This window comes from Mesorhizobium sp. M0522 (assembly GCF_040321085.1).
Taxonomy (GTDB): Bacteria; Pseudomonadota; Alphaproteobacteria; order Rhizobiales; family Rhizobiaceae; genus Mesorhizobium.
The window spans coordinates 70,222-84,720 of sequence record NZ_JAMYQW010000017.1; the positions used below are offsets into that span (position 1 = coordinate 70,222).

A 14,499-nucleotide genomic window follows, 5' to 3' on the forward strand; every position below is an offset into this window, starting at 1 on the left:
TCAGGATTGTTTGCGCCGCTGCCATCCGCCGATCGCAACCGAAACCGCCATCAGCGCGATCGCCAGCCATTTCAACGCGGTAATAATCGGGCCGGCTTCGATGTCGTAGGCAATGAACAGAAGAATGCCCGGTACCAGCAGGCCGCAGAGCACGAGCGTGATCCGGTTGATCTGCCATGACACTTTTGCCGCAAGCGCCTGGTCGCCGGGCACGGCGACAAGCGCGGCCCGCATTGCCTTCGGCGCCACCAGCGTGGTCGAAAGACGCAGCGAAATCGGCAGGCCGATGCCGATGATCAGGAAGGCGCATGCCGCCAGGAGCAGCGAAAACTTGATCGCACTGGTTTCGGCCGGTACCGGGAACAGCAGCGCCGCCAGCGGCAGGAAGACACAGAAGATCCCGAGCGCGGCGATGGCGATGAAGATCGCCGCGTTGACCAGTGTGAACAATTGGTAGGTGCTGCCGCCGATGGGTTTGGCGAGCGTGGTCATGCGCACCCACTCCACTTCGGTGTAGGAAAAGCCCGGCCACTCCATATGGCCGTCGCGGATCGCCGTCATGCCCTTGGCCCAGAACGCCAGCCGCGCCAGCGCGCCGCCCGTCATGCCACTCATCGCCACCCCCTATGAATGATGCCCCCGGGATCATACCATCCCCGGTGCATCGCGTACGGCCTGTTTACTGGAACCCGACGGCATCGACCGCGCCCTTCGGGCAGCCAGCCTTGGCTGTCGGCGCCGAGGCAAGCAGCAGGGCACCGAGCGAAGCGTTCGAAGCGATCGGGCCGGTCAGGCCGAGCGTCAGTTCGCCGATCAGCCGCCTGCCGTTCGAAGGATCGACCACGCAGGACACGCGGACCCGGTCGCCCGCGCCTTTGCCGAAGGCACTGTCGAAGGTGCTGCGGATCTGATCGGACGTGAGCTGCTTGCCGACGCTCTTGGTGAAGAGATCGCGCACCGGCGAAGCGTTCACCGCGTGCATCAGGTTCAACGCGTCGGCGAAATACTCCTGCTGGCTCTTGCCGTAGCAGGTGCCGTGCTTGATCCATTCATGCCTTTCGAGGGCGGATGCGGTGCCCGGCATCACCTGGTCGAGTTCCGCTCGCGTTTTCGGGTCAAGGGTGACCGGCGGCAAGTCTCGCCAGTGCGCCGGATCGTCGTTCGCCTTGTCGCTTGCGGCGACCTGGCAATACAAATTTCCGTTCGGCTGCGGCCACAACCCATGCAAGGTGAAGTGGGTCGCATCGAAACCGGCGGCGGTCTGCGCACGGCATTCGGCCTTGCTGGATTTGGTCTCGCTGAAAGCCGGCTGCCAGCTCAGCGCGAAGACATATTCCGGCTTTCCGGACGCCGATGGCTTGTTCGGCTCGGCAGGCGCCGGTGCAGCCGGCATCGTCGACGCGCTGCCGCCCGAAACACGACCGCAGCTGATCTTGACCCAGCGGCGCTCCGGATCGGCGCCCGGCACGCGAATGAGATAGTGCGTGGGCGCGTCCTTGTTGCCGGCCAGCAGATCATAACTCTGACCAGCTGCGGTCGAGACATTGCCGGGATTCTTGCCGCTTTTGATCGTCTGCGTTGCCGGACAGGCGGCATCGGCGACGAAAGAGCCGGTCATCTTCACATCGGCCCGCGCCGCGCTTGCGCCAGCAAACGCAAGAAACACCGCCCCCCATATCGCCCAAATCCGCATTCCGGCACTCCTCGTGATTCACGCCGCAAGCTAGAAACTTGCGACATGTCAGAATTACGATTTCTTTCGCCGGCCGTAAAAACAATCGCCAGCGCATTGAGACGGCTCCCGCGTGGTCGATCAGGATCCGCCCGCCTCCACCCGTTCCGTCAGGGTGCGCAGCAGATCAAGCGAGGCTTTCAGCGCGTCGGCGTCCATACCCTCCGAAACGCGGTTCGCCCAAACATGCTGGCGTGTGCCGATATTCTTGACCGCTGCCCGGCCGGCATCGGTTATCGACAACAGCTTGGCGCGGCGATGCGCCGGATTGTCGGCGTAGGCGGCAAGCCCCTCCGCAGCCAGTATGTCGGCCAGCCGCTGTACACTCTGACGGGCGAGACCCATGTCGCGGGCGATGTCGGCCACAGATTTCGGCTCCTTCAAAACTGCACCCAAAACCTGCCAGCGCGCTGCCGTCAGCCCGGTTGGAGCGGCCAGCCGGTCGGCCGCATCCAGAAAACTGCCGTTCATCCTGAACACGGCAAGCACCAGTTCGGTGAGCACATTTGCCGCTTCGGTCCTGGTCGTCATTTCTGGCCGGCCTCGATGGTCGCGACGAAATTATTAACGGCTTCGGCTACGACCACGGGCTTGTCAAGCATCACCCAATGGCCGCCGCCCGCCACGATCTGGCGCGGAATGTCCGTGCGCAGCCGGTAGAGCGCGGCTGGAGTGTCACTGGCCTCGGTAGCCAATACGAACATAGGCCCGCGATACGCATCGAGTGCCGGCTCCGGGTTCCATTCGGCCAGTGCCTTGCCGACACCTGCCCTCGCCGCCGGATCGACCACTGCCGCATCGGCCAGAACACGCTGGCAAACAGCCGCGTTAGGACCGGCAATCGACGTGTAATAGGCGTTCAGGACATCACGGCCTTGCGGACCGGCCAGATCGCGGACAAAGCCGTCACGAATCGCCTGCGGCAGCGCACGAGGATCGGTCGCCGGGTCGACGAGCAAGACACCGGCGACCCGGTCGGCATGGCTGGCGGCATAAGCGAGCGCCACGCCACCGCCGCCGCTGTGCGCGACAATGAGAAACCGCTTCAGGCCAAACGCGTCGGCCACGGCACCGACATCCATTGCACGACCGTCATAACCATAGTCACCGTCCTGCGCCGGCGCGGAGGCGCCATGACCGCGAAAATCGAAGGCTACCGCCTCGCGGCCTTCGACGGAGAGCTGCATCACCCGGTCCCAGTGGGAAGCGCGGCTGCAATCTCCATGCAGGAACATGATCGGCAGGCCATTGCCGGCGTTGATCCTATAAGTGGCAAGCTGGCCTTGCGGGCCTGGAACAGTGGACGTCATCATGGTCATCTCCCTGGTTTCCTGACTGAACGCAGCAATCCCTGACAACAGGGTGGCCGTCGTGAAGGCGAAGCCCGCCAGCAGATTGCACGCCGCGAAATGGCCCCGGTGGTTTTCATAGTCATACCCCCAATCTGCCGCTGACCATTTGACAGTATGCTGTCATGTAGTCATATTGACAGCATGCTGTCAACTACCGTCGAATGGGTACCCTACGCCCCTTGACGTCGATCGCTGCGTCGCCCAACAGTCGCCGACGGGAGCGAGACATGCCATTTGACAAGCAGAGGATGCTGGCATCGCCGACCGGCGCCGAGCTCAACCTTTATGTGAAACACGCAAGCGGCCAACCGCGCGCCATTGTCCAGGTCAATCACGGGTTGGCCGAGCACGCGGCGCGCTATGCCCGTTTCGCCGATTTCCTTGGCGAGCGCGGCTACCAGGTCTACGCGCACGACCACCGTGGCCACGGCGCCACCAAGGCGCCCGACGCGCCACCTGGCAGGTTCGCCGATGCGGATGGCGGTGCCAAGGTCATCGCCGATGTCGCCGCCGTCCATGATCTCATCGCCAGGGAACAGCCGGGCCTGCCGGTCATCGTCTTCGGTCACTCCTTGGGCGCGTCGGTCTCGCTGAACTTTGTCCTCCGCCACTCGGCGCGCATCCATGCCGCCGCGATCTGGAACGGCAATTTCTCGGCCGGACTGCTCGGCCAAATCGCGCTGGCCATGCTTGGTTGGGAAAAGTTCCGGCTTGGCTCGGACGTGCCGTCGCGCATGCTGCCCCGCCTGACGTTCCGGGCCTGGGGCAAGGCGGTGCCCAATCACCGGACGCCGTTCGACTGGCTGTCGCGCGATGCCGTTGAAGTCGAGAAATACATCGCCGACCCGCTTTGCGGCTGGGACGCATCGGTGTCGATGTGGCAGGACATCGTCATGATGACGCTGCATTGCGGCAGCGACCGCAATTTTTCCGGCGTGCGGCGCGACCTGTTCGTCAATCTGGTCGGAGGCGAGCAAGATCCGGCCTCGGACGGCGGCAAGGCGGTCAGCCATCTTGCCGGCCGGATGCACATGATGGGTTTTTCGAATCTCGTTTCAAAGGTTTACGCCAAAACCCGCCACGAAAGCCTGAACGAGATCAACCGAGACATCATCATGGAGGATTTTGCCGCCTGGGCCGACCGTGTGCTGAGGGCACAGTGATACTGGCCCATTGCAAGGGCCGTGACAGCGGCGCGCGGGATTGATAGAGGCTGCGCTTTCGATCAACCACGGTGATCCATGACTGAGCCTCCGCTCAAAGGCATCCGCGTCATCGAACTCGCACGCATCCTCGCCGGGCCATGGGCCGGACAGCTGCTTGCCGACCTCGGCGCCGACGTGATCAAGGTCGAGAGCCCGGACGGCGGCGACGACACCCGCAAATGGGGACCGCCCTTCGTCATCGGCCATGACGGCGAGAACCTTTCGGCCGCTTATTACCATTCCTGCAACCGCGGCAAGCGCTCCATCGCCATCGACTTCTCGACGCCCGAGGGTGCCGAGACGGTGCGCCGGCTGGTCGCGACATCGGACGTGCTGATCGAAAACTTCAAAGTCGGCGGACTGAAGAAATACGGCCTCGACTATGACAGCCTGAGGAAAATCAACTCGCGGCTGATCTATTGCTCGATCACCGGTTTTGGCCAGTCGGGACCGTATGCGCCGCGTGCCGGCTATGATTTCATCATCCAGGGCATGGCCGGCATGATGTCGATCACCGGCGAAGCCGGCCGCGAACCGCAAAAGGCGGGCGTCGCTATATCGGATGTTTTCACCGGGCTTTATTCGGTCATCGCCATCCAGGCGGCGCTTCGCCATGCCGAGAAGACCGGCGAAGGCCAGCATATCGACATGGCGCTCTACGACACCCAGATCTCGACGCTCGGCAACCAGAACCTCAACTATCTCGTCTCCGGACAGTCGCCGGTGCAGATGGGCAATGCGCATATGAACATCGCGCCCTACGAAGTGGTGCCGGTGAAAAATGGCCACATCATCCTGGCGGTCGGCAATGACGGCCAGTTCGCAAAGTTCTGCGCTGCCGTCGGCCTCGACGAGCTGGCGTCGAACCCTGACTTCGCCACCAATCCCGCCCGCGTCGCCAACCGGGCAAAGCTGCGCGAGCATATGATCGAGGCGCTGAAAGCCTTCGATCGCGACCCGTTGCTGGCCAGACTTGAGACTGCCGGAGTGCCGGCCAGCCCGATCAACGACATCGGCCAGATGTTTGCCGACCCGCAGACCATAGCGCGCGGCATGCGGCTCGACCTCGATGACGGCCATGGCAATCTCTTGCCCTCGGTGCGGGCGCCGATGGTCATGTCCGGCACGCCGCTGGTCTATGAGCGCCCGTCGCCGCGTCTCGGCGAACACACCCAAGAAATCCTTGCCGAACTGGAGAGGTCAGGAAAATGAAGACCGGCGGACAACTCATCGTCGATGCGCTCGAAGCCAACGGAACGGACCGTATCTATTGCGTACCCGGCGAATCCTATCTGGCGGTGCTCGATGCGCTGCATGATTCGCCGATCCGCACCACCGTCTGCCGCCAGGAGGGCGGTGCCGCAATGATGGCCGACTGCCATGGCCGCCTGACCGGCAGGCCCGGCATCTGCTTCGTCACCCGCGGCCCAGGCGCCACCAATGCCTCGGCCGGCATCCACATCGCGATGCAGGATTCAGTCCCCCTCATCCTGTTCATCGGCCAGGTCGCCAGCCACGCCAAGGGGCGCGAGGCCTTCCAGGAGGTCGACTACGTCAGGTTCTTCGGCGATATCGCCAAATGGGTGGTCGAGATCGACGACGCCGCACGCATACCCGAATTCGTCACACGCGCCTTTGCGGTGGCGACGTCCGGTCGCCCGGGCCCGGTCGTCATCTCGCTGCCCGAGGACATGCTGACCAGCCTCGCCGAGGCACCGGACGCCCGGCATTATACCCCTGTCGAGACGCGGCCTGGCGAAGTCGAGCTCGACGCACTGGAAGTGTTGCTCAACAAGGCAAAGCGGCCCTTCGTCATCCTCGGCGGTACGCGCTGGGACGCGGAGGCCGTTGCACGGATGCGGACGATAGCCGAAGCCTGGTCGCTGCCGGTCGGCTGCTCCTTCCGCCGCCAGATGCTGTTCGACCATCTCCACCCGAACTATGCCGGCGATGTCGGCATCGGCATCAATCCCAAGGTAGCAACCGCCATCAAGCAGGCCGACCTTGTGCTGCTGATCGGCGGCCGCATGGGCGAGATGCCGTCATCCGACTACACGCTGCTGAAGAGTCCCTACCCCGACCAGACGCTGGTCCATATCCATGCCGACGCCGGCGAACTCGGCCGCGTCTACCGGCCGGCGCTGGCGATCAATGCCTCGCCTGCCGCTTTCGTCGAAGCCTTTGCCAGACGCAAGCCGGCCGCAACGCCGGTGTGGGCGGCTGAGGCAGCGAAGCTGCACGCCGCCTATCTCGACTGGTCGACGCCTCCGGAGAGCGGCCCCGGCGCCGTCCAGATGGGGCCGATCATGAATTATCTCGAAACGATGCTGCCGGACGACGCCATCCTCACCAACGGCGCCGGCAACTACGCCACCTGGGTGCATCGCTACCATCGCTTCCGGCGTTTCGGCACGCAGGCAGCACCCACATCCGGCTCGATGGGCTACGGCACGCCGGCGGCGGTCGCCGCCAAGCAGCTTTTCCCCGACCGCGACGTGATCGCCTTCGCCGGCGACGGCTGTTTCCTGATGAACGGCCAGGAATTCGCCACCGCCGTGCAATACGGGCTGCCGATCATCGTCATCGTCGTCAACAATGGCATCTACGGCACCATCCGCATGCATCAGGAGCGCGAATATCCCGGCCGTGTCGTCGCCACGGACTTGAAGAATCCCGACTTTGCTGCTTTGGCCCGTGCCTATGGCGGCCATGGCGAGACGGTGGAAAAGACCGCCGACTTCGCCGCGGCCTTCGAGCGAGCGCGGGCCAGCGGCAAGCCGTCGATCGTAGAGATCAGGCTCGACCCTGAAGCCATCACGCCGACCCGCACGATGACCCAGATTCGCGACAAGGCCTGACAAAACAGGATGATTGCCCTGTTTTGTCGTCGTGATCTGCCTATTTGGCCTTCTCGATCTGGCCGCGGATCTCGCCGTCCGCGTGGGCCGCGGTGTGGATGTTGACGTAATATTTGCCAGCCTCAAGATCGGTGGCCTGGGCATCAGTCAATGTCGCCGAACCCTTGATCGGGCTCTTCAGCTTGCCTTCGAACGGCACCACTGGATCGGCGTTTTGACCCTTTTCCGCTGGGCCGTGAATGTGTGCGGCCTTCGCCGGCCCGCTGAGGCCGGAATATCTCACGGTCCAGCTGAGTTTCTTGGTGGCGGTGTTGAACCTGAGCGTGGCGGTGCCCTTGCCCTTCGCGGTGACGGGCGGGTTCTGCTGAGCACCATCGAGCGTCGCCGTCATCTTTATGGTTTCGGCCAAGGCCGGTGAAGCAGAGAAGATGGCTGCAGAAATGGCCAGCGCCGAAAGCATCGGCGTGAAGGACTGGATGCGCATGGAAACCTCCGTTGTGACACCCTTGGGCGGGTGCACCGGCACAACGATTTTGCGAGCGGATGTTTCCGCCGGTAACGTTCATTTTACCTCCCACTAAAAAGGGGCGGTCGCCCGCCCCTTTTCCGCTACAAGCCAGTTTGACAGCCCTATTTGATGGCCTTGTCGGTGATCGCCGTCGTGTAGGCGCCGGTAGGCTCCTTGCTGATGATCTTCTGGTCGAGCAGCGCCTTGGCGGTGCGCTCGTAGGTCGCCGGATCGAGCTTGCCATCGGCATTGTCGATCAGCTTGGCGACTTCGCCCATCATGCGCTTCTGGTGATTCTCGTCCTGGCCGCCATTGTCCATGACGATGCCGGCCGCTTCGTCGGAATTGTCGACGGCGTATTTCCAACCCTTCATCGAAGCGCGCACGAAACGCACCATCTTATCCTCGAAGGCCGGATCCTTGAGCTTGTCCTCCAGGGCATAGAGCCCGTCTTCGAGCAGATCATTGCCCATGGCGGAATAGTTGAAGACGGTCAGCTCTTCCGGCTTGTAGCCGGCGTCGATGAGCTGCCAGTACTCGTTATAGGTCATGACCGAAATGCAATCCGCCTGCTTCTGGATCAGCGGCTGCACGTCAAAGCTCTGCTTGAGCACGGTGACGCCGTCCGGCCCGCCATCGGTCTTGAGGCCAAGCTTGTTCATCCAGGCATAGAACGGATACTCGTTGCCGAAGAACCAGACGCCGAGCGTGTGGCCCTTGAAGTCGGCTTCCGTCTTGATCGGACCGTCCTTCGGGCAGACCAGCTCCATGCCGGCCTTCTTGAACGGCTGGGCGATGTTGACCAGCGGCACGCCCTTCTCGCGCGCAGCCAGCGCACCGCCCATCCAGTCGACGATGACGTCGGCGCCGCCGCCGGCAATAACCTGCTCCGGTGCAATGTCCGGTCCGCCGGGCTTGATATCGACGTCGAGGCCCTCGGCGTCATAGAAGCCCTTGGCCTTGGCGACATAATAGCCGGCGAACTGTGCCTGGGTGACCCATTTCAGCTGCAGCGTCACCTTGTCCGCGGCCATCGCCTGGAACGCGGCAAGCGACATCGCGCCGGCCAGCATCGAAACAACAAGTCTTTTCATGTTTTTACCCTCTGAAGTTAGCGCCCTAAACCCACCGCCCCTATCCACCACGGACAGAGGGATGCCAAAACGTGACTGCTCTCTCGAAAAGAGCGACCACGCCATAAAAGACCGAACCCGCAAGTGCTGCAACTGCGATTTCCGCCCACACCATGTCGATGTTCATCCGCCCGACTTCCGTCGAAATGCGGAATCCCATGCCGACCACCGGCGTGCCGAAGAACTCGGCGACGATGGCGCCGATCAGCGCCAGCGTCGAATTGATCTTCAACGCATTGAAGATGAAGGGTGCCGCCGCCGGCAGCCGCAGCTTGAACAGCGTCTGCCAGTAGCTCGAGGCATAGGTGCGCATCAGGTCGCGCTCCATATGGCCGGAGGCGGCAAGCCCGGCAACGGTGTTCACCAGCATCGGGAAGAAGGTCATGATGATGACCACCGCTGCCTTCGACTGCCAGTCGAAGCCGAACCACATGACCATGATCGGCGCGACGCCGATGATCGGCAGCGCCGACACCATATTGCCGATCGGCAAAAGCCCGCGCCGCAGGAACGGCACGCGGTCGGCGGCGATGGCAACGAGGAAGCCGGCGCTGCTCCCCACCACATAGCCGAAGATAACCGCCTTGAAGATGGTCTGCCTGACATCGGCCCCCAGCACCGGCAGCGACCCGACGATGCGTGCACCGACGGCGCTTGGCGGCGGCAACAGGATGAAGGGAATGCCGGCACCACGCGTCACCGCCTCCCAGATGATCAGGATCCAGGCGCCGAAGATGGCCGGAATGATCAGGCGCAGGGCGGTTGACGCCCAGCGCGATGTCGGGCGAAACGACGACAGGACCGTTACGCAGCGCCAGGCCAGAAACCACGCCGCGACGAGCAGCAGATAGAAGGATGCGCGAGCGCTGCCCTCATTGTCGGTTATGCCGGCGAGCAGCATCCACGCTGCGCCATGCGCGCCAAGGAACAGCAACACCACCCCGATCATCGGTGGAAAGTTGTCGGCCTCGATTGCCACGAGCAGCAAAATGAAAATCAAAACCGTAGTCGCCATGCCGTAACCGGGCGTAGCACTGACGAGCGGCCAAAGAAGCAGCGCGCCGACAAGCAGGACAAGCGCGGCATACCCCTGCCAGGATCGAGGCGTGATTGAGGAAAGGCTCAGGATGGAGCTCATGCCGGCCTCCCGCCCATGGCGCGGTCGACGAGGCGCCCGGCGATGCCGACGACCATCACCAGCAGCGCCGCGACCACCGACCCGGCAACCAGAGCCGACCAGATGTCGATGGTCTGGCTGTAGTAGGCGCCGGCGAGCAATTTGGCGCCGATGCCGGCGACGGCGCCGGTCGGCAACTCGCCGACGATCGCGCCGACCAGGCTGGCGGCCACCGCCACCTTCATCGAGGTGAACAGGAACGGCACCGAAGCCGGCACACGCAATTTCCAGAAGGCCTGCGAGGCACTGGCATTATAGGTGTGCATCAGGTCGAGATGGGTGAGCTCGGGCGAGCGCAGTCCCTTCACCATGCCGACCGCCACCGGGAAGAACGACAGATAGGTCGAGATCAGCGCCTTCGGGATAAGCCCGGTGATGCCGACCGCCGCCAGCACGACGATGATCATCGGCGCCACCGCCAGGATCGGAATGGTCTGCGAGGCGATGATCCACGGCATCAGGCTGCGGTCGAGCGTCGCCACATGCACGATGCCGACGGCGATGACGATGCCGAGCGCCGTGCCGAAAGCAAAGCCGAGCAGCGTCGACGACAGCGTCACCCAGGCATTGTAGACAAGGCTGCGGTTCGAGGTGATGCTGCGCAGAAAGGTGTTTTCGAAAAAATTCACCGCCACCTGATGCGGCGCCGGCAGCGTCGGCTTCGGCTGTACCAGCGTCTTGCCGATGAATTCCACAATACCCGGCGTCTGATTGGCGCGGCGGTCGAGATCGCGCTGGAACGGCGCGTTGAGGATGACAGCCATGACGTACCAGACGACGACGACGCCCAGGAGGATCGAGGTCACCGGAACGATCTTGTCGCGAAACGAGTCCATCTAGCAGGCCTCGCCGGGTAAGCGCCCTCCTCTCCCCAACGGGGAGAGGGTGGCTGGAGCGAAGCGGAGGCCAGGTACTTTTGCTACGGCAATCGTTTCTTTCGTCATCCTAGGGCGGAGCAGCCGCGAAGCGGCGTGAGTAAAGGGAGCGCCCAACCACGCTTTCGTCATCCTAGGGCGAAGCAAGGAGCGAAGCGACGCGGCGCAGACCCTAGGATCCATGCCATTATCTCCCCGCTCCGCAACGGTGCTGAAAATGGCTCCCTCCGCACCGCTCTGCGTAACGCTTATTCTCGACCGCTTGCGCGTTTCGCCCGACATCACGGCATGGATCCTAGGGTCTGCGCACGCCGCTTCGCGGCGGCTCCGCCCTAGGATGACGAAAGCACGGTTAGCGCGTCCCTCGCGAGGGCGATGCACCTCCTGCGTCGAACGCGCAAGCCCGTCGCGCGCGCCCTCAATCATCATAGCTGTGCCCTGCCCTCAGCCCGTCCCGCACGCGTGCCGCGATGGCCAGGAACTCCGGCGTCTCGCGGATATCGAGCGGCCGCTTTTTCGGCAGCGTCGATTCTATGACGTCGCTGACACGCCCCGGGCGCGGCGACATGACGACGATGCGCGTCGACAGATAGACCGCCTCAGGGATCGAATGGGTGACGAAGCAGATAGTCTTGTTGGTCCGCTCCCAAAGCTCCAGCAACTGTTCGTTGAGGTGATCGCGCACGATCTCGTCCAGCGCGCCGAACGGCTCGTCCATCAACAAAAGGTCGGCATCGAAGGCGAGCGCCCGCGCGATCGAGGCGCGCTGCTGCATGCCGCCCGAAAGCTGCCAGGGGTATTTCTTCTCGAAGCCGCTGAGGTTGACAAGGTCGAGAGTGCGCTTGATGCGCGCCGCCTGCTCCGCCCTGGACAGGCCCATGATCTCCAGCGGCAGTGCCACATTGCGCTTGATCGTGCGCCACGGATAAAGTGCGGCCGCCTGGAAGACATAGCCATAGGCGCGGCTCTGGCGCGCCTGCTCGGGCGTCATGCCGTTGACGGAGATGGCTCCCGATGTCGGCTTCTCCAGATCGGCGATGACGCGCAGCAAGGTCGTCTTGCCGCAGCCGGAGGGCCCGATGAAGGACACGAATTCCCCCTTGCCGATGGTCAGGTCGACATTCGACAGCGCCTGCACCGGACCATCATTGGTCTGGAAGGTCAGGCCAAGCTTGCTTGCCGAAACAACGGCTGGCGATACTCCCGTCATCGGCCGTAGCCTGTCGCTTCCGGCCACTGCGGCGCCGGCCGGAATCCCATTGATTTTACCCTGATGTTGCTTTCCACTCGCCCAGTCCTACTCGCCCCAGTTCTACTCGCCCCAGTTTTACTCGCCCCAGTTCTACGCGCCCTTGTCCCATCAGATAGACGCCCGGAGTTGCCCCGATGTCGCCCAAACCGACTTGCCATCTTATCCGCCCTGAAAGCTCTTATGAAGGCAAGCAGGGCCTGAGTTATTTCGCCGGTATCGCCGCCGAAACAGTCGGCTCGTCCGGCATCTGCATGCATCTGCTGACCATGCCGCCGGGTGCCCGCGCCAAGGCGCATATGCACGAAAACCATGAAACCGCGATCTATGTGCTCTCCGGCGAAGTCCATACCTGGTATGGCGACCGGCTCGAACAGCATATCGTGGTCAAGGCCGGCGATCTTTTCTATATTCCCCCCGGCGTGCCGCATCTGCCGGCCAATCTGAGCGACGGCCCCGCCTCGGCGGTCATTGCCCGAACCGATCCCAACGAACAGGAAAGCGTCGTCCTGCTGCCGGAACTGGACGGGTTGGTCGCCTGACGCCGGCATCGAGGCAGCGGTCGTCATCGGCACCGTCACGAACATGATTTCAGCGGCCCTATCTCCTCAAGGCCGGGAATGGTCACGAAGAAACCGTCCCCTCCTCTGTTGATGACCTTGACGACATCCGTGGTCGTGCCCTCCTCGCCCTCGGCGAAACAGGTGGAGCTCAACAACAAGGTGCCAGGCGCTGTCGTCAGTCGCTGTGCGAACTGGCAGCCGCTGCCATAGGTTTCGACGCCGTCGGCGGTCAGCACGACATAATCGTCGCTGTCCTGATAACCGAGCCGTACACCAGCGCAACCGACCTCATTGCCAAAGGAGCCGGCAAGGACGTCAGCCGCCGCCGGCCCGGCGGCAAGGATCACCGCGGCCATTGAGATAATCGCTCCGTGGCTCGCCAAGCTCAAACGCCCGTCGCCGGGATGCCCGTCCGTTCCACCTTGCGCGGCGCGGAAATTTCCTTCCACGTCGACAGCGCCCGGTTGACCGCCGCGTTCGGCTCGCGAGCGACGAACTCGCCATGGCCGGGCTTCGCCTTGACCTCGTTTCCCTCGATCGACAGTTCGCCGCGCGAGAAGACGAAGCGCGGCAGGCCGGTTACCTCAAAACCTTCGAAGACATTGTAGTCGATCACCGACTGCTGCTTCTTGGCCGTGATCTTCTTCTTGCGCTTCGGGTCCCAGACGATGATGTCGGCGTCCGCGCCTTCGACGATGGCGCCCTTCTTCGGGTACATGTTAAGGATCTTGGCGATGTTGGTCGAGGTCACCGCGACGAACTCGTTCATCGTCAGCCGGCCGGTCTTAACGCCGGTCGTCCACAGCACCGGCAAACGATCCTCGAGCCCGCCCGTGCCGTTCGGGATCTTGGTGAAGTCGCCGACGCCGTTGCGCTTTTGTTTGGTGGTGAAGGCACAATGGTCGGTCGCCACCACTTGCAGCGACCCGGCCTGCAGGCCGGCCCACAGCGAATCCTGGTGCAGTTTGTTGCGGAAGGGCGGGCTCATCACCCGGCGCGCCGCGTGGTCCCAGTCCTTGTTGAAATATTCGCTCTCGTCCAGCGTCAGGTGCTGGATCAGCGGCTCGCCGAATACCCGCATGCCTTTCTGGCGCGCCCGGCGGATGGCTTCGTGCGCCTGCTCGCAGGAGACATGCACGACATAGAGCGGCACGCCGGCCATGTCGGCGATCATGATGGCGCGGTTGGTCGCCTCGCCTTCCACTTCCGGCGGGCGCGAATAGGCGTGTCCCTCCGGACCACTATTTCCCGCCGCAAGCAGCTTCTGCGACAGCGCCGCCACCACGTCGCCATTCTCGGCATGGACCAGCGGCAGCGCGCCAAGATCGGCACAGCGCTGGAACGACGAATAGAGCTCGTCGTCATCGACCATCAGCGCGCCCTTGTAGGCCATGAAATGCTTGAACGAGGTAATGCCCCTGTCGACGACGGTGGCCATCTCGTCGAACACCTGCTTGCCCCACCAGGTGATCGCCATGTGGAAGGAATAGTCGCAGGACGCTTTCGAGGTCTTGTTGTCCCACATCTGCAGGGCCTCGAGCAGCGACTGCTGCGGCGCCGGCAGACAGAAATCGACGACCATCGTCGTGCCGCCGGCAAGGGCCGCGCGGGTACCGGATTCAAAGTCGTCGGCCGAATAGGTGCCCATGAACGGCATTTCGAGATGGGTATGCGGGTCGATGCCGCCCGGCATCACATAGCAGCCGCTGGCGTCGAACTCATGGTCGCCATGCAAATCCGAGCCGATGCCGATGATCTTGCCGTGCTTGAACAGCACGTCGGCCTTCCACGTGCGGTCGGCGGTGACGATGGTGCCATTCTTGATGACTTTGGACATTTTCATGTTC

The 14,499-nt window shown here is 63.2% G+C and carries 15 protein-coding genes; 4 read left to right on the plus strand and 11 right to left on the minus strand.

Features of this window, described 5'->3' with window-relative positions; all coding sequences use genetic code 11:
* The 4 genes from NKI58_RS19135 to NKI58_RS19150 form a co-directional block, all read right to left on the minus strand.
* Complete coding sequence (locus NKI58_RS19135) at window positions 1–615, minus strand: hypothetical protein (RefSeq protein ID WP_352786652.1); 615 nt, start codon at window positions 613–615, stop codon at window positions 1–3.
* A gap of 64 nt (window positions 616–679) precedes the next feature.
* Complete coding sequence (locus NKI58_RS19140; protein WP_352786653.1) at window positions 680–1,693, minus strand: ribonuclease T2 family protein; 1,014 nt, start codon at window positions 1,691–1,693, stop codon at window positions 680–682.
* Between the two features lie 120 nt (window positions 1,694–1,813).
* Window positions 1,814–2,263 (minus strand): MarR family winged helix-turn-helix transcriptional regulator, encoded by a 450-nt coding sequence (locus NKI58_RS19145; RefSeq protein WP_023675882.1) that lies wholly within the window; start codon window positions 2,261–2,263, stop codon window positions 1,814–1,816.
* On the minus strand, window positions 2,260–3,045 hold the full coding sequence (locus NKI58_RS19150; protein WP_352786654.1) for an alpha/beta fold hydrolase: 786 nt from the start codon (window positions 3,043–3,045) through the stop codon (window positions 2,260–2,262). The genes NKI58_RS19145 and NKI58_RS19150 overlap by 4 nt, the downstream gene beginning before the upstream one ends.
* 266 nt (window positions 3,046–3,311) lie before the next feature.
* Between NKI58_RS19150 and NKI58_RS19155 the strand changes: the two genes are divergently transcribed.
* The 3 genes from NKI58_RS19155 (at window position 3,312) to NKI58_RS19165 (ending at window position 7,147) form a co-directional block, all read left to right on the plus strand.
* Window positions 3,312–4,247, plus strand: a complete 936-nt coding sequence (locus tag NKI58_RS19155; protein WP_352456204.1) for an alpha/beta fold hydrolase — start codon at window positions 3,312–3,314, stop codon at window positions 4,245–4,247.
* A 78-nt stretch (window positions 4,248–4,325) separates the two neighbouring features.
* A complete protein-coding gene (locus NKI58_RS19160) occupies window positions 4,326–5,501 on the plus strand; it encodes a CaiB/BaiF CoA transferase family protein (RefSeq protein WP_352456205.1) in 1,176 nt (391 codons plus the stop codon).
* A complete protein-coding gene (locus tag NKI58_RS19165; RefSeq protein ID WP_352786655.1) occupies window positions 5,498–7,147 on the plus strand; it encodes a thiamine pyrophosphate-binding protein in 1,650 nt (549 codons plus the stop codon). The genes NKI58_RS19160 and NKI58_RS19165 overlap by 4 nt, the downstream gene beginning before the upstream one ends.
* A gap of 40 nt (window positions 7,148–7,187) precedes the next feature.
* On the opposite strand, the gene NKI58_RS19170 is transcribed toward NKI58_RS19165, so the two are convergent.
* The 5 genes from NKI58_RS19170 to NKI58_RS19190 all read right to left on the minus strand — a co-directional run bounded on the left by NKI58_RS19170 (window position 7,188) and on the right by NKI58_RS19190 (window position 12,050).
* The gene (locus NKI58_RS19170) at window positions 7,188–7,631 is read right to left on the minus strand and encodes a CHRD domain-containing protein (RefSeq protein WP_023675877.1); all 444 of its coding nucleotides are present in this window, start codon (window positions 7,629–7,631) and stop codon (window positions 7,188–7,190) included.
* Window positions 7,632–7,777: 146 nt separating this feature from the next.
* A complete protein-coding gene (locus tag NKI58_RS19175; protein ID WP_023675876.1) occupies window positions 7,778–8,749 on the minus strand; it encodes an ABC transporter substrate-binding protein in 972 nt (323 codons plus the stop codon).
* 40 nt (window positions 8,750–8,789) lie between these two features.
* Window positions 8,790–9,926: an ABC transporter permease gene (locus NKI58_RS19180; protein WP_352786656.1), complete on the minus strand. Its 1,137-nt coding sequence runs from the start codon at window positions 9,924–9,926 to the stop codon at window positions 8,790–8,792.
* Window positions 9,923–10,801, minus strand: coding sequence for an ABC transporter permease (locus tag NKI58_RS19185; RefSeq protein ID WP_352637261.1), 879 nt, complete (start codon window positions 10,799–10,801; stop codon window positions 9,923–9,925). Before NKI58_RS19185 ends, NKI58_RS19180 begins: the two co-directional genes overlap by 4 nt.
* Before the next feature lie 457 nt (window positions 10,802–11,258).
* Complete coding sequence (locus NKI58_RS19190) at window positions 11,259–12,050, minus strand: ABC transporter ATP-binding protein (RefSeq protein ID WP_352589388.1); 792 nt, start codon at window positions 12,048–12,050, stop codon at window positions 11,259–11,261.
* A gap of 176 nt (window positions 12,051–12,226) precedes the next feature.
* Between NKI58_RS19190 and NKI58_RS19195 the strand changes: the two genes are divergently transcribed.
* The gene (locus tag NKI58_RS19195; RefSeq protein WP_023675871.1) at window positions 12,227–12,631 is read left to right on the plus strand and encodes a cupin domain-containing protein; all 405 of its coding nucleotides are present in this window, start codon (window positions 12,227–12,229) and stop codon (window positions 12,629–12,631) included.
* Between the two features lie 35 nt (window positions 12,632–12,666).
* On the opposite strand, the gene NKI58_RS19200 is transcribed toward NKI58_RS19195, so the two are convergent.
* Window positions 12,667–13,008, minus strand: a complete 342-nt coding sequence (locus tag NKI58_RS19200; RefSeq protein ID WP_031211553.1) for a hypothetical protein — start codon at window positions 13,006–13,008, stop codon at window positions 12,667–12,669.
* A 29-nt stretch (window positions 13,009–13,037) separates the two neighbouring features.
* The gene (gene hydA / locus NKI58_RS19205) at window positions 13,038–14,489 is read right to left on the minus strand and encodes a dihydropyrimidinase (protein WP_352786657.1); all 1,452 of its coding nucleotides are present in this window, start codon (window positions 14,487–14,489) and stop codon (window positions 13,038–13,040) included.
* Window positions 14,490–14,499: the final 10 nt, after the last annotated feature.